General features: G+C 46.0%; 9 protein-coding genes and 2 pseudogenes. 10 read left to right on the top strand and 1 reads right to left on the bottom strand.

Going from position 1 to position 16,118, the window contains the following annotated elements; all coding sequences use genetic code 11:
* Positions 1 to 13: 13 nt before the first annotated feature.
* The 9 genes and pseudogenes from M3M35_RS04305 to M3M35_RS07380 form a co-directional block, all read left to right on the top strand.
* Entirely contained in the window at positions 14 to 1,216 is a 1,203-nt protein-coding gene (locus tag M3M35_RS04305) for an accessory Sec system protein translocase subunit SecY2 (RefSeq protein ID WP_252749450.1), read from the top strand.
* A gap of 23 nt (positions 1,217 to 1,239) precedes the next feature.
* Positions 1,240 to 2,820: an accessory Sec system protein Asp1 gene (gene asp1, locus M3M35_RS04300; RefSeq protein WP_252749449.1), complete on the top strand. Its 1,581-nt coding sequence runs from the start codon at positions 1,240 to 1,242 to the stop codon at positions 2,818 to 2,820.
* A gap of 1 nt (position 2,821) precedes the next feature.
* Entirely contained in the window at positions 2,822 to 4,411 is a 1,590-nt protein-coding gene (asp2, locus tag M3M35_RS04295; protein ID WP_252749448.1) for an accessory Sec system protein Asp2, read from the top strand.
* Positions 4,401 to 5,159: an accessory Sec system protein Asp3 gene (asp3, locus tag M3M35_RS04290; protein WP_252749447.1), complete on the top strand. Its 759-nt coding sequence runs from the start codon at positions 4,401 to 4,403 to the stop codon at positions 5,157 to 5,159. The genes asp2 and asp3 overlap by 11 nt, the downstream gene beginning before the upstream one ends.
* An 11-nt stretch (positions 5,160 to 5,170) precedes the next feature.
* On the top strand, positions 5,171 to 6,646 hold the full coding sequence (locus M3M35_RS04285) for a glycosyltransferase (RefSeq protein ID WP_252749446.1): 1,476 nt from the start codon (positions 5,171 to 5,173) through the stop codon (positions 6,644 to 6,646).
* Entirely contained in the window at positions 6,624 to 7,478 is an 855-nt protein-coding gene (locus tag M3M35_RS04280) for a hypothetical protein (protein WP_252749445.1), read from the top strand. Before M3M35_RS04285 ends, M3M35_RS04280 begins: the two co-directional genes overlap by 23 nt.
* A 22-nt stretch (positions 7,479 to 7,500) precedes the next feature.
* The gene (locus tag M3M35_RS04275) at positions 7,501 to 7,689 is read left to right on the top strand and encodes a hypothetical protein (protein ID WP_252749444.1); all 189 of its coding nucleotides are present in this window, start codon (positions 7,501 to 7,503) and stop codon (positions 7,687 to 7,689) included.
* 267 nt (positions 7,690 to 7,956) lie between these two features.
* Positions 7,957 to 14,385 (top strand): pectate lyase-like adhesive domain-containing protein, encoded by a 6,429-nt coding sequence (locus M3M35_RS07360; protein ID WP_274706343.1) that lies wholly within the window; start codon positions 7,957 to 7,959, stop codon positions 14,383 to 14,385.
* A gap of 115 nt (positions 14,386 to 14,500) precedes the next feature.
* Positions 14,501 to 14,659: pseudogene (locus M3M35_RS07380) on the top strand (KxYKxGKxW signal peptide domain-containing protein); the annotation flags it as partial.
* 500 nt (positions 14,660 to 15,159) lie between these two features.
* Here the strand turns inward: M3M35_RS07380 and M3M35_RS04260 are convergent.
* Positions 15,160 to 15,405: a hypothetical protein gene (locus M3M35_RS04260; RefSeq protein WP_252749443.1), complete on the bottom strand. Its 246-nt coding sequence runs from the start codon at positions 15,403 to 15,405 to the stop codon at positions 15,160 to 15,162.
* Here M3M35_RS04260 and M3M35_RS07375 point away from each other — a divergent pair.
* Positions 15,311 to 15,934: pseudogene (locus M3M35_RS07375) on the top strand (pectate lyase-like adhesive domain-containing protein); the annotation flags it as partial. The gene M3M35_RS04260 and the pseudogene M3M35_RS07375 sit on opposite strands and share 95 nt — an antisense overlap.
* Between the last annotated feature and the right edge of the window lie 184 nt (positions 15,935 to 16,118).

Here is a 16,118-nt window from a genome sequence, read left to right as displayed (position 1 = left end):
AAGAGGTTAGACAGTGAAAATAGTACTAAAAAAAGGGTGCTTCACGCTCGGATTGTTAATTATATTCGAATTAGGAAGTCTGGTGCTCCTGCCAGGCTTTGCGCCTAGAGACTACGTGGGCACGATTGAGCAAAGTTCATACATCAACATTGTTTCTGGAAACTTCGGAAGTCAAATTACCGTCCCCAGCCTCTTTGCACTTGGAATGGGACCCTATATGACGGCCTTAATTATTTGGCAAACACTGTCCGCCATTAACGAGAAGTCATTTCAGCGGCTATCACAAAAAACGGTGGGAACGTGGCAAAAAGTGATTACCATGTTTCTGGCGGTTGTTCAAGCGATGGCCACGACCCTCTTATTTTTACGGTATCATCCCCACTACCTAGGGTTTTCCAGCGGATCATTTTACTTTGTGACCCTCACCTTTCTTGTGGCCGGGGCGATGTTGATCGTGTGGATGGCCGATTTAAACGCGAAGTTTGGAATTGGGGGGACCAGTATCTTTATCATCCCTGGACTCATCAAGAACCTACCAAACGTTTTGAACTCCGGGCGCACCACTCCACTGCAGTTTCCGGTGTGGGGATGGTTGATTGTGGCCGTAGTGATTCTCTTGTTTGTGATTGGGGCGGTGTTTATCAACAATTCCGAATTACGCATTGAAATTGAACGGATTAACATTAATAACCGGTTGACGAATTCATATATTCCAATCAAAGTGCTGGTTTCCGGGGCGATGCCGTTTATGTTTGCCCTCTCCTTGTTTTCGATTCCGTCCCTGTTGGTAGCCGAATTACAGGGAAGCGGGGGTCTAAAAGCGGGGTTAGCGACCCTCTTCTCGTTCAATACCTGGCAAGGGGTGGTGCTCTACGGATGCATCATTGTGTTACTAGGATATGGATTTGCATTCGTTAACTTTCAACCACATAACATTGCGAAGTCGTTGAAGAAAAACGGTGATTACATTATGGATGTAACGCCGGGAGTCACGACCGAAGATTATTTAAAAACCCAGTTAATGCGAATGGCCTTTTTAGGCAATGGGTACATTTTACTGGTAGCCACGGTGCCTTTAATCATCGGGTTATTTTTCAATCAGGTTACTAATTTTTCGTTCTTATTTGGTTCAATTCTGATCTTAATCACGATGCTGGACAGTATTTTTCAAGAAATCCGGGCACTGGTGAATAAACAGCAATACCAAATTTTTTAACTCGCTACTGTAGGAGCAGACGCATGTTTTACTTAATTCCAACGTGGAAACGCGATACGTTAGAGCTCGATTACGATGCCATTTTAAACTATGCCTTGATGCTGGAAGAAAATGATGAACCGTACGTGCTGGTGACCGATACGTTTCTACCAATGTTTATGTATCAATTAAATCAGTTTGATTTACTGAACGCCCCGATTTTTCAAGCGTTTGATGTTATCCAGGGAGTTCAGCCGCGGTTAGGGAAGCCCTTGGCACTAGAAGATGTGCCAGAACTCAACCACCTGGACCGCATTTATTCGCCTCACGGGGTGCTCCTAGTAAAGGGGCAACAACGGGTTGCGACCGCCCGCATGTTTGCGGATCAATTTTTGCAACAGCTGACTTATTATCAAGGCGAACAACGCCAAGTAGATGATTTTGATGCCCGGGGCTTTTTATCGCGACGGCGGCAGTATCAAGGTCATGAGTTACAAACAGAAATTCTCTTTGACCCAACCGGAACTCCGGTACTTACGGTTGATCAAACTGAAGCGGGGCGAGTGAGCATTAATCCTGATTGCCATCGCTTTAAGCACTCCAGCTATGCCTCGTTGGATGAACTCGTCACGGAGGTAATGGAGCAGTATTTAGACCAGCAACCGCATTCCGTTAATCTGGTTGCGGCCTTTGCACGTGAGAACCTCGGCATTACCAAGCAGTTGCAACGGCATTACCGCACGGGGATTGTAATTAACCAAGATGACTATCGGAACCGAAAGCTCATTCACGCAGCGTTTCAACTGCGGTCACCGTTGTTACTTCCTAGTTCCAACGTGGCCGATCAAGTGCGCCAGTTGGGGCGGCACCATAATGCAGCGTTACACGTGGTATCGCCGTACACTACCCAACTTGAGTTAGGAAATAGTAATAGTAACGATACGCAGATCATTTTTTGGCACGTCAGCACCATGCATGCGACCCGCTTCAAGCGCTTAGCTGCCGGGCTGATTGAGCTAGTCCTAGCCGCGGAAGATCACGAGCTGATGATTGATACTCACTCAGAAGCGATTTACGGACTTGCCCAGGCAGCCATTAAAACGCAGGTTGAGGAATATTTCCAGATTTCAATGACTTCGGAAGCCTTTCTGTGGGTACAACGGTACCTGCGTAAAAAGGCGAAGCAGCAAATTACCCCTCCGTTAGCCAAAGAGGCGAAGCTACGAAAACAAAGGCCCGATTGGAAACGCTTGGTGCGGGCATGTGAGACGTTAGACCGGTTACACGTGCAGGGTAATAGTTCGGTTGCGTTTTACAACCAAATTTTTGACCGGATTCGCATTCTCGTTGATCTGGCAATCGTGCCGAATAACTATTTGCAGGTTAAAGCGATTAACGCGGGGATTCCGCAGATTAACCAAGTGCGCACGCAGTTTGTGAAGAATCAGCATAACGGCGTGGTGGTTAAAAAAGATGCTGAAGTGGTTTCAGCAGTGCAGTCCTTCTTAGATTCACTCCAGCGATGGAATCAGGCCTTGGTGGATAATGTGAAGGAAATTTCGGCCTTTTCAGGAACGGCCAACATCGAAAAGTTACAGGAGATTTTTAAAGGAATGGGGTCTTAAGGTGGCACAGACAACAAAGGTCATTCAGTTAGGAGGTTCGCAACTGCTGATTCAAGCGGATCTTAGTGCACAATTTACCTTCCAGTACTTCCCCCTCAAAACACCAGAAGACGTGTTAGCAATGGAAGACGAACTGGTTGAAAACAATGCAATTAAAGGCAAATACCAAACGGCAGTGTTTCTGCTAGGGATCCAATCCTTTGCCTACTTGATGCCTGAACTGTTGCAGGAGTTGCCGGCCCATCAAATTATTTACGATCAAGCTGGGCAGTTACCCCCAGAAATTGAGAAGCTACTCCAGACGAAACTAGCCAAACCGTTTGATCTGCAAGATCGTTTGGAGCTGGCCCGGTTTATTGAAGAGGTCTTTTTTGGAGGTCAGTATGGGCTACGACTGGACTTTGAGCAACTAGAGATTACCCCGGCCTTTAAAGGCTGTGCTACGCAATTAGGGAACGGGCGCCTAACCCTAGGTCCCGTAGAACTGGAACACTGGACCCAGGCAATTAACGAACGGATGACGTTGGCGTTAGAACCAGATACGAACTTTGAATTCTGGCCGGAATTTGATCTTAATTCCGAAGCGGCGGTGCAGTTCAAACTGTATTTGCTCGATCAAACGGGGCAAGAAGTGCTCGACTATCTCGTTGTTGATGGCGCCACGGTTTCTGAACAAGCTTATCGGTTCCGGACGCCTTCGCAGAGCTGCATGCTGTACGTTTCGGTGTTTTTGCAGGGACAAGTGACTAATTTTAGCTTACAGAATCTCCACATTCGTAAGTACCGGCGTCAATTTGGAACTTATCTAGTTGACGCGCAGATGATTACCGATCCCGTTAACGGGCATGGTCAAGTCGCTGCTTACTTTAACCCAGGGGATGGGCAGCCGCCACTCAACGTCTACTTTAGTGGATTTCGAACCGCAGAAGGGTTCGAAGGAAATCGGATGATGAGTCAATTAGGTGATGGGCATGCTCCCTTTCTACTGATTGCAGACGAACGGCTAGCCGGAGGGGCCTTTTACATTGGCAGTCCGGAGTTTGAAGCGGCAGTCATCCAGACGATTCAAGCCTGTTTAAAGCAGTTGCACTTGGATCCTTATGATTTGATCCTGTCGGGCCTCTCAATGGGAACCACCGCGGCCTTGTACTACGCGGCAAATTTGGAGCCACATGCCGTGATTGTTGGAAAGCCCCTAGTCAATCTAGGTACCATTGCTGCTAACGAACGGATTAACCGGCCCCACCAGTTTGAAACTTCGTTGGACCTATTGTTATTGCGGGAAGGCGCCACCGACCAAGCGGCGCAGACGCGCTTAAACCAGTATTTCTGGCACAATTTTGCAACGGGTGATTTTACCAAGACGACCTTCGCAATTGCGTACATGCGCCAGGATGATTATGATACCCAAGCGTTTCATGATTTGTTTCGATATCTAAAGGACGAAAACCCCTTTACCCGCATCTTGTATAAGGGACTCACTGGTCGGCATAATGACGATACTAGTGGCGTGGTAGCGTGGTTTCAACGGCAGTATGAGAATATTTTGGCGAGTGATTTTAAGCGAAAGGGTGGCACAGATGCAGAATGATTGTGTGATTTTAACCTGGGGCCAAGCGCTAAACGCGGCCGAGACCCACGGCGCCAAAGTTAACTATGGAACGGATGGAGTTCGCTTTTCCGCGCCCATGTTACCACCCGGGACTGATTTATATACCTGGAATTCGCAGCAAAGCTTTGAGGTAACCCGTTCCCAGGGAGCGCTTCCGTTGTTAAAACCAGATCAGCAGTATCAACTACTGAGTGATGTGCAGGCCGAACCGCAGGGGTCGCTCTACTTTAAACTAATGACGTATGATCGCAATCAGCACTTAGTGGAAGAGTTTCGCTTAGACCGCGCGCACCAAACGTTTAGTTACCCAGCAACGGCACAGTCGTATTCACTAGCCCTGGTCATGCAGGCCAATCAATCCTTCCATTTTCGTTGGGTAGCGCTAGCGCCAGCGTCAGATTTAGCGACGGATCATGTTGAACTTAATTCGGATCTTAGTCTGACTTGGATTGCACCACCGACGGCGACCGGAATTAACTTGTATGTCGGGCGGCGGGATGCGGAAAGTTGGAGTGTCCCATTAGCCTCCGATCAAATTAGTGCGGTGGTCCGCCTCAGTGAGCAGGAATTAGCGAGTGATGCGGCAACCACGGCTGCGTTACAGCGCCGGTTGGCCGAGGTTAAGGAATGGAATCAGCAGGAGTTGCCCGTGACAATTTGTGGGTATGGCTATCCCACTCCTCACCTCACGCAATTAGCACAGCAAATGATGAAGACGAGCAAATAAGGAATTTTAAGATGAAAAAAAAGACGAATGCTGAAGCGATGAATTTTTTTGTCAACCGTGCGATGGGAATTGGAAATTCGGGGATCGAACACGCCCAGTTTTATCGGGCGCAGCGGTTTGAAGCGGCCCAGTTACCCTATCGGTTTGTGTTTGTACAGTTAATTAAAAATCTGCATGAAGCAATGGCAGAATGGAATTTACAGAATGATCAAGTAATCAATATGTATGAATATTTTGTGCTGGGGGAGCGGTACCTTACCAAGGGAGTGCGCCGGTTTTATAAGCCGCGCGACCAGCAGGTTGTTGATGGAACCAAGACCATTCGGATGTTAAAGTCGGTTACTAGTTCAGGAGTTCAAATCATGGAAACCATGGTCCGCTACTCGCAGCCGACGGATCTCCTCGCGGTTTCGAAAGTGGAATTGTTTGAATATTCCTCGGGAACCAGAAAAGTAACCTTTGATTTTTACCATAATCAAAAGGGTGGGACGGTAATCCGGAACATTCATTTATTCGACCAAAACCAGCAACACCTGTTCTTTCGCAATGAGATTCAGTTACAACGGTACTTTTTTGCGCAACTGGATCGGGTTTACGGGCACAAGAGTAATTGGTTTTTGGATCGGGGCGAAGAGAGTGAGGTAGCCCTCTTTTATCCGAAGTTTGCAAACAGTCGGGTGATTGAAATGGTGCACGCCGATCACCTGGCTAACCGGGATGATCCGAACCATCCCTTGTGGAATAACTACTATGAATATGCGCTAACCCATTTAGACCGGATTGACCGAACCGTGTCGGCAACCCAACGGCAAACTTATGACTTTTTAATTGATTTTCCTAATGAAACCCAGAAGTTTGTCACGATTCCAGTGGGTGGGGTTGCTGATGATCCTGAACCACCACGGCGAACCTGGAAACCAGGCGAACCGTTGCACTTGGTAACCGCTTCCCGACTTGCTGGTGAAAAACACATTGATCTCGCTGTCCGTGCCATTGCTAAACTACGCCAACTAGGATTTGATGTGACCTTTGACATTTATGGCGTCGGCACGCAGGAAAAAATTATCAGTGACACCATTAAAACGGAAGGATTGGAAGATTACGTGCACCTGAGAGGGTTCTCTAGTCAACTCGACCGGGTTTACCCGCAGTATGATGCCTTTTTGACGGCTTCCTTTTCCGAAGGCTTTGGGTTGACTACCATCGAAGCCCTGAATGCTGGCCTACCAGTGGTAGCCTATGCCGCTCGGTTTGGCTCGCTCGAATTAATTAAAGACGGGGTGAACGGCTTTTTGGAACCGTTTAAAGTAGGAGATGACAACTTGTACTTTAACGTGAATAGTTTGGCTACTGGGGTCCAACGGCTGTTAGATTCGAACTACGCTGAGGTTCAAAAGGCAACCCAATCATCCATGAAGCCATTTCGGCATCACGTCATTACGCAAAAATGGGAGGAACTAGTTCATGCACTACGAAGTGGTAAATAAAATTGATGTCAATCATCCCAGTTGGAGTGGGCAAAAAAAGCGCTTGGAAGCGACGGGCGGCGAACTAATCACGTTAGCTCCCAATCCGACGTTACGTGACCAACTGAATGAAACCCAAGTCACCGGGTTTAACGTGCTTGATCGGGTTACTGGGCGCACCATCGATTTTGATCCCAATACGTACTTGTATTTCAACCAACTTCCGACCGTTACGGGGGCGGAAATCTTTATGAACAGTGATTTTAGCGTTGACGTCCTCGCCGATGGAAACGTAATTGGCAATGTGATTTTGTTACCAAAACTACGTCGTCACGTGCAACAAGTGGATTACCTTTATGAAAACGGCGATCGCGACTTTACAGAAGTATTTGCGAGCGATGGTAAAAAATTTAGTAACGAAATTTACACCAACCGGCAACTGCAACGAATCGATTTTTATGATGATCAGGAACGACCGGTCGTCCGATTCTACTACTTTGGAGATCGCTTAAACTACATCACGGTCGAAAATTTTAAAACGATGCGGATGAAAGCCGGGTACATTTCCATGGCAGATTTTCTGGCAGCTGAAATGAAAAAGATTGTGAAGAAGCAGGATACCGTTGGGATTAACTTCATGGGGAACGAAATGTGGTCGTTGGCCAAAACCAAATCACACAACACCCTGTACTTGGAAGAAGATCCCTTTACGACTGATGGTCGGATTAAGCAAAATTTAGCTGACATTTTGACTGACAACATTAAGTTCGTGCAAACGGTGCGGATGCCCGCTCCGTATTTAGAAAAGATTCGGGTGGCTGGATTACCGACGAAGAAAATTGTGACGGACTAAAATGAAAGGGAGGGGAGCACGGATGCCAACTAAGAAACATGATGATTTACAAACGGATATTCAAAAACGGTTTAATCAGGAAAAAAAGTATGTAACGGATGCGAGCGATGAGAAACCACGGGGACGTGGTTTTATGCTCGCGGCCTCGATTATTATGTTAGTAATTGTCGTGATTAGTATGTTGTCGACGTTTGTTTCCTTTTTGAAATAGGCAATTTGCAAGGTTAATCGGTTATTTTTTTACACCAGGACTGACTTAGTTATCGTAACTAGGTTAATTCTGGTGTTTTTTTGGTATCAAAGCAATTCTTACGCAGACGTAGGTTCCCGGCAGTTTAGCAAACAAAAATTATAAAAATATAACCAAAGTTTTTTGTTTTTTATCCAAAACACGTTGTAATATCAAATTTCATTTAGTACAATCAAATTGGTTACGTGAATTGTACGTAACAATAAATATTAGATGGGGGTTATCTGAATGGATGATAAAAGGAACCATCGGCAAAACCTCACTCGTCTAGTCCATGAGAATGGCAAAGTACATTACAAAATGTATAAAGACGGGAAAAAGTGGGTTTTCGCCGGAATTACCCTGATGGGAGGAATTCTCGGTGCTAACGTGGGTGTCAGTGCAGCGCATGCTGATACAACGAGTGGAACCGGGAATAATCCCAGTAAGGAAGCCAAGCAGGATGTGTTAGCGGGGAATGATTCCGCGACCATCCCGTCGACCTCGACCAGCAATTCTGCTACGAATCGTAACCAGGATTCGCAGGCCAAGTTAGACAAAGTTTCAACTAGTATGAGTGAAGCTTTACAGCTCTCAACTAGTAACAGCCAGTCATTGTCACTCTCTAACTCAACTAGTTTGAAGTCATCCGTATCAGCCTCAACTAGTCTGAGTACGAGCACGTCGACAAAGGCTGACAAACAATCTGCGACTGCCAAACGAGCGGATCAAACTGATTCGACTAACGTTAAGCGGACCGCAGCTGATCAATCAGTAGCTCGTCCCGACCAGCCGGTTAACCAGCATGATGAGCAAGGGACTGCTAAGCAGCCCACTAGTCAAATTGCTGACCAAGCAGGCTCAACGGTGACGAAGCTCCAAACTACGGTTGCTGGCTCGGCTGCTGCTGGTAACGACCAGCTGAAGCAACAACAACCAGGAAATCAAGTAGTTAACGAGCAGACGGCGTATAACGAAATCAAACGGGAAGCGCCAAAAGATGCCGTGGTTGCGATTAACGCGCACGATGGGGTGGCCAACATTGGATTACCAACCAACGTAACGCCGAGTGCCGCCACTTTATCAGCAATTACAGAAGTTGGGAATAAGAATAAATTAAAGACCAACTTTGTGTACTTGAATGCTGACGGCTCACAGCGAGATACGTTACACGTTGCTTCTGATCCAGATAAGAACCGGCCGCAATTTGAAGACAACATCAATAAGGGCAATTCAACGAAAACACCAACTTCGGTTACGGTGTTGACGCCAGATCAGATTACAAATGATCAGCATTATCGTGATGAGGCCAAGAAAAATAATGCCTATGTTGATGTTTCCAGTTACAGCCAGTTGAAGGATGCATGGGAAAACAATTCCATTCGGTACATTAACGTAACGTCAGACATTACCATTAGTCCAAGCGATGCTCGCATCAGAACCCGTGATACTGGGAATAGCATCATTATTAATGGTAATAATCATATTATCGATCTCGGTGGAAATAACTTTGCTCTGAGAGGAACGAGTGATAATGCTACTGACATCACGATTTCGAACGTTATTTTCAAACAAGGTTATACATCTAACCAAAGCACGGCTAGTTCATTAGTATATGCTGCCAATGGTAAATTTGTTTCAGCTAACTTTAATAATGTAACTGTTCAACCTTCTACCTCTGGCAATAACAAAGGGAAAGTTCAAAATCCAATTCGAGTATTTTATGGAATTGGTTCTAAGTTAACCTTCTCTGGTAAAAACACCTTTGAACTCTCCAACGAAATTGCACGGGGAATGGGAAGAGTTGAAATTGCCGACCATGCCAGCGTGACGCTTAATCGGACTGCTAACGATAGTGAATTTTCTGAGTTCAATTTTAGTAACTACGCTCCAAAGGGTAGTGTCGGTGAAGATAATCTCTTCATTATGGGAGATAATTCTTCCAATACAGTTAACTCTTATAATGATCAAGCTGAAGATTTTCCTGCCATTTACCAAAAAATTGGGGGAATGCGGGTTGGAGATAACGTTACCTGGTCACAGACCGGATTCCGTTACTTCTTAAATACCGGTCAGGCAAATACAAGAGCTAAGAATGCTGAATTTATTTTTGGACAGAATTTCCACATGGAAGCGAATGCCGGTAATCGTCGTGGTGCCATTCGCTTGCAGTACAACCAAAAAGCGATTTTCAATGCTGGAACAATTATGGATATCCAACAAAGAGATAACCGGCCAGTAATTGAATTACGGAATAATTCAAGCATTGAATTTATCTCTCCAAAATCCTTGCATTTAGCGGTTCAAGACAAGGATGGTCACCCCGATGCAACCCGGAAAGGAATCATTACCGGAACGGGAACATTTACCATGGATAATTCGGGGATTAGAACTTGGTTGAACAGAGATTCCCCTGAAAATGTTCCAAATGGTAACGATAGTAAAGTCTTCGAAAAAATAGTAGTTCAAAACGGAAAAGCAACGGTTACCAGCTTGGACGGTCAAGTTGCCGCTTCAACCATCCTTACTGATAACACCCGTGAGCTACAGACCGAGGCTTTAACAGCTGGAAAAATAAAAATTGAATACGTTGATCAATATGGAAACGTAATCAAAACAACGGAAATTCCCCAGCAAAATCGCGGAGCGGTTGGATCTTACATTCCATTAGATACCAAGCAATTTGCTAACCAAGAAATGCCAGAGCATTACATGTGGGGCTTAGGTAAACAAATTCCACAGTCAGCACAAACGGATCGACAAGCTGGTGGTGACCCAACTAGCACAGCTGATGATGGTGATGAAAATGGGCAGGCTAACTTAGCAATTGTACCAATGGCGGGACAAACGTATACGTACAAGATTTATATTTATGGTCAACCTAATAAGAACGTCACGTATCAATACGTTGATGCAAACACAGGTAAGACTATTGATGTAAACGGTAGTCAGGCTGGAAAAGAAGCAGCTGGAACTAATCACGTTCCTGCCAATTACGGTAACAGGATTAATTGGAATGATCCTTACTATACGCAAGAAAATGTTCCGTCTGGATATCACTATGCAACCGGTCAATATCTAAAGGGAAACCAACAACCCGGAGAAATGGTGGTTACCGACCAACCACAAAACACTAAGATTTATGTGATTGCTGATACGTATCCATCTGAATCAGCTTCAACTAGTGCGAGTGGTTCGGCAAGTACAAGTGATAGTTCTTCAGTAAGTGGTTCTGATAGCTTAAGTAATTCTGGTAGTGTCAGTACCAGCACATCCGACAGTTTGAGTGCTTCGGATAGTGCAAGTTTGAGTGAATCCGATAGTTTGAGTGCTTCGGATAGTGTGAGTGTAAGTGAATCAAATAGTTTGAGTACTTCAGATAGTGCAAGTACCAGTGAATCAAATAGTCTAAGTACGTCTGATAGCACGAGTGTGAGTGCCTCAGATAGTTTAAGTACTTCAGATAGTGCAAGTACCAGTGAATCAAATAGTCTAAGTACGTCTGATAGCGCGAGTGTGAGTGCCTCAGATAGTTTAAGCGTTTCTGACAGTGCAAGTGTGAGTGCCTCAGATAGTTTGAGCGTTTCTGACAGTGCAAGCGTCAGCGCCTCGGATAGCTTGAGTGTTTCCGATAGTGCGAGCGTGAGCGCATCAGATAGCTTGAGTGTTTCTGATAGTGCAAGTGTGAGTGCCTCGGATAGTTTAAGTGTTTCTGACAGTGCAAGCGTCAGTGCATCTGATAGCTTAAGTATGTCGAATAGTTTGAGTGCTTCTGACAATAACATGAGTACTTCAGATAGTTTGAGTGTTTCCGACAGCGCAAGTGTGAGTGCCTCGGATAGCTTGAGCGTTTCAGATAGTGCGAGCGTGAGCGCATCGGATAGTTTAAGCGTTTCTGACAGTGCAAGTGTGAGTGCCTCAGATAGTTTGAGCGTTTCTGACAGTGCAAGCGTCAGCGCCTCGGATAGCTTGAGTGTTTCCGATAGTGCGAGCGTGAGCGCATCAGATAGCTTGAGTGTTTCTGATAGTGCAAGTGTGAGTGCCTCAGATAGTTTAAGTGTTTCTGACAGTGCAAGCGTCAGTGCATCTGATAGCTTAAGTGTTTCAGATAGCGCCAGCGTCAGTGCCTCAGATAGCTTGAGCGTTTCTAACAGTGCGAGCGTGAGTGCCTCAGATAGCTTGAGTGTTTCCGACAGTGCGAGCGTCAGTGCCTCGGATAGTTTAAGCGTTTCTGATAGTGCGAGTGTGAGTGCATCCGACAGCTTAAGTGTTTCCGACAGTGCCAGTGTGAGCGCCTCGGATAGCTTAAGCATCTCTGATAGTGCGAGCGTGAGTGCCTCAGATAGCTTAAGCATTTCTGATAGTGCGAGCGTCAGTGCCTCGGATAGCTTGAGCGTTTCTGACAGTGCGAGCGTCAGTGCCTCAGATAGCTTGAGCGTTTCTAACAGTGCGAGCGTGAGTGCCTCAGATAGCTTGAGTGTTTCCGACAGTGCGAGCGTCAGTGCCTCGGATAGTTTAAGCGTTTCTGACAGTGCAAGCGTCAGTGCTTCGGATAGTCTGAGTGTTTCTGACAGTGCAAGTGTCAGCGCTTCGGATAGTCTGAGTGTTTCTGATAGTGCGAGTGTCAGTGCTTCGGATAGTTTAAGTGTTTCTGATAGTGCGAGCGTCAGTGCTTCGGATAGTTTAAGCGTTTCTGACAGTGCAAGTGTTAGTGCATCAGATAGCTTGAGTGTCTCCGACAGCGCTAGCGTCAGTGCTTCTGACAGCTTGAGCGTTTCTGATAGTGCAAGCGTTAGTGCATCCGACAGCTTAAGCGTTTCAGATAGTGCGAGCGTGAGCGCATCGGATAGTTTAAGCGTTTCTGACAGTGCAAGTGTTAGTGCCTCGGATAGCTTAAGCGTTTCTAACAGTGCAAGCGTCAGCGCATCGGATAGCCTGAGTGTTTCCGATAGTGCAAGTGTTAGTGCCTCAGATAGTTTGAGCGTTTCTAACAGTGCAAGTGTTAGTGCCTCTGACAGTTTGAGCGTTTCAGATACGAGCGTCAGCGCATCGGATAGTTTAAGCGTTTCTGACAGTGCAAGTGTTAGTGCCTCCGATAGCTTGAGTGTCTCCGACGGCGCTAGCGTCAGTGCTTCTGACAGCTTGAGTGTTTCTGACAGTGCGAGTGTGAGTGCCTCAGATAGCTTAAGCGTTTCTGACAGCGCGAGCGTGAGTGCCTCAGACAGCTTGAGTGTTTCCGATAGTGCAAGCGTGAGTGCTTCGAATAGCTTAAGCGTTTCTGATAGTGCAAGTGTTAGTGCATCAGATAGTTTGAGCATCTCAGATAGCGCTAGCGTCAGCGCCTCAGATAGCTTGAGTGTTTCTGACAGTGCGAGTGTGAGTGCCTCAGATAGCTTAAGCGTTTCTGACAGTGCAAGTGTTAGTGCATCAGATAGTTTGAGCGTTTCTGACAGTGCGAGCGTTTCGGCAAGTACGAGTGATTCGGAAAGCTTGAGCATGTCTGATAGTGCGAGCGTTTCAGCAAGTACGAGTGATTCAGCAAGCCTCAGCATGTCTGACAGCGCGAGCGTTTCAGCAAGTACGAGTGATTCGGAAAGCCTCAGCATGTCCGATAGTGCGAGCGTTTCAACTAGTACAAGTGATTCGGAAAGCTTGAGCATGTCCGACAGTGCGAGTGTTTCAACCAGTACAAGTGATTCGGCAAGCTTGAGCATGTCCGACAGTGCGAGCGTTTCAACCAGTACGAGTGATTCAGCAAGCTTGAGCATGTCCGACAGTGCGAGCGTTTCAGCAAGTACGAGTGATTCGGCAAGCTTGAGCATGTCCGACAGTGCCAGTGTTTCAACTAGTACAAGTGATTCGGAAAGCTTGAGCATGTCTGATAGTGCGAGCGTTTCGGCAAGTACGAGTGATTCAGCAAGCTTGAGCATGTCCGATAGTGCGAGCGTTTCAACCAGTACGAGTGATTCGGCAAGTTTGAGCATGTCCGACAGTGCCAGTGTTTCAACTAGTACAAGTGATTCGGCAAGCCTCAGCATGTCCGACAGTGCGAGCGTTTCAACTAGTACGAGTGATTCAGCAAGCTTGAGCATGTCCGACAGTGCCAGTGTTTCAACTAGTACAAGTGATTCGGCAAGCCTCAGCATGTCCGATAGTGCGAGCGTTTCAACTAGTACGAGTGATTCAGCAAGCTTGAGCATGTCCGACAGTGCCAGTGTTTCGGCAAGTACGAGTGATTCAGCAAGTCTCAGCATGTCCGACAGTGCGAGCGTTTCAACTAGTACGAGTGATTCAGCAAGCTTGAGCATGTCCGACAGTGCCAGTGTTTCGGCAAGTACGAGTGATTCAGCAAGTCTCAGCATGTCCGACAGCGCGAGCGCCTCAACTAGTACAAGTGCTTCGGCGAGTGCCAGTGCTTCAAGCAGTGTAGGATCTTCACTTGTTTCAAGTAACTCATCAAACAAACTGCCAAGTGATCATTCTTCAATGAACCATGATGATGGAAATCATGGATCTAGTTCCGTTCATGCTAGTGACAAAGGTAATTCAAATAAAAAACAAGCGAAGTTGCCACAAACAGGTGAGCAATCACAGAACTTGTCATTAATTGGATTGCTAACGTTACTTCTTGCTGGGTTAGGCTTTAAATCACGGAAACGTAAGAAGGAAGACGAGTAGTAAGTTTATATTCGAATATAGCGATTTAAATCAGTTTACTTTTTAGTATTGCTGAAAGAAGTGAATTCTTTAAAATGGATTTGCTTCTTTTGGCGTAAGTGGAAGGATAATTTTCATGTATGATAATAGAAAAAAACAAAATCTTAACCGTCTAGTTCATGAAAATGGCAAAGTACATTACAAAATGTATAAAGACGGGAAAAAGTGGGTTTTTGCCGGAATTACCCTAATGGGGGGGATTCTTGGTGCTAACGTGGGTGTCAGCGCAGCACATGCTGATACAACGAGTGGCGCTGGGAATAATCCTAGTAAAGAAGCCAAGCAGGATGTGCTAGCGGGGAATGATTCCGCCACCATCCCGTCAACCTCGACCAGCAATTCTGTTACGGACAGTAACCAGGATTCGCAGGCCAAGTTAGATAAAGTTTCAACTAGTATGAGTGAAGCCTTACAGCTCTCAACTAGTAACAGCCAGTCACTGTCAATCTCTAATTCAACTAGTTTGAAGTCATCTTTATCTGACTCAACTAGTCTGAGCACGAGCACGTCGACAAAGGCTGATAAACAAGCTACTACCAATAAACAGACTGCTGCTGACAAACAAGCGGATCAAACTGATTCGACTAACGCTAAGCAAGCAGTTACTGATCAACCAGTTACTGATCAACCAGTAGCTCGTTCCGAACAGCCGGTTAACCAGCATGATGAGCAAGGGCCTGCTAAGCAACCCACTAGCCCAATTGCTGACCAACCGGGCTCGACGGTGACAAAGCTTCAAGCTACGGTTGCTGATTCGGCTGCTGGTAACAACCAGGTGGCACAGCAACAACCAGGAAACCCGGTAGTTAACGAACAGGCGGCGTATAACGAAATCAAACGGGAAGCACCGAAAGATGCCGTGGTTTCAATTAACGCACACGACGGGGTGGCCAACATTGGATTACCAACCAACGTTACGCCGAGTGCCGCTACTTTATCAGCAATTACAGAAGTTGGGAATAAGAATAAATTAAAGACCAACTTTGTGTACCTAAATGCTGATGGCTCGCAACGAGATACTCTTCATGTTGCTTCTGATCCCGATAAGAATCGGCAATCATTTGAGGACCAAATTCATTCTGGGGAAAAGGCTAAAACACCAACTTCGGTTACGGTACTTACTCCAGATCAGATCACTAATAATGATCAATACCGGCAAGATGCCATTAATAACGGTACTTATGCCAGTGTGACTGATTACGCTGGTCTGAAAGCAGCTTGGGAAAACGATAAGATCCGCTACATTGACATTAACGGTGACATCGACCGCGGTAAGGCAACTAGGTTAGGTTGGCGTGATAATGGTAACGATGTCATTATTAATGGTAATAACCACACAATCGACATTGGAAACAGTAACTTCCGGTTGCGTGGAAACACGAACCAAGAAATGAACGTGACCCTTTCCGACCTGACCATCAAAGAAGGTTATAACTACAATGATGGAAATGGGTACTCACTTGTTTATTCTGGAGCCGGCAATCAATTAACTACGAACTTCCATAACATTCACTTGACTACTTCAAGTAATGGTTTCAATCCATTACATGCGGTCTTTGCCATTGGATCTAAGGCTAACTTCTCCGGAACCAACGTCTTCGATATTTCTAACGAAATTACGCGTGGAGTTGGAAAGGTTGAAATTGCAAACAACAGTCATGTGACGTTGAACCGGACGAACAATGATAAGTTAT

The sequence above is a fragment of the Fructilactobacillus myrtifloralis genome (assembly GCF_024029335.1).
In the GTDB taxonomy this organism is placed as follows: Bacteria; Bacillota; Bacilli; order Lactobacillales; family Lactobacillaceae; genus Fructilactobacillus; species Fructilactobacillus myrtifloralis.
The sequence above is the reverse complement of the archived record's forward strand: the minus strand, read 5'-3'. Positions and strand labels throughout refer to the sequence as shown.

What these genes read in the sequence shown, in the direction of transcription:
- asp1 (WP_252749449.1), top strand. Translation starts at nt 1,240, where the DNA reads ATGTTTTACTTAATTCCAACGTGGAAACGCGATACGTTAGAGCTCGAT.
- asp3 (WP_252749447.1), top strand. Translation starts at nt 4,401, where the DNA reads ATGCAGAATGATTGTGTGATTTTAACCTGGGGCCAAGCGCTAAACGCG.
- M3M35_RS04285 (WP_252749446.1), top strand. Translation starts at nt 5,171, where the DNA reads ATGAAAAAAAAGACGAATGCTGAAGCGATGAATTTTTTTGTCAACCGT.
- M3M35_RS04280 (WP_252749445.1), top strand. Translation starts at nt 6,624, where the DNA reads ATGCACTACGAAGTGGTAAATAAAATTGATGTCAATCATCCCAGTTGG.
- M3M35_RS04275 (WP_252749444.1), top strand. Translation starts at nt 7,501, where the DNA reads ATGCCAACTAAGAAACATGATGATTTACAAACGGATATTCAAAAACGG.
- M3M35_RS07360 (WP_274706343.1), top strand. Translation starts at nt 7,957, where the DNA reads ATGGATGATAAAAGGAACCATCGGCAAAACCTCACTCGTCTAGTCCAT.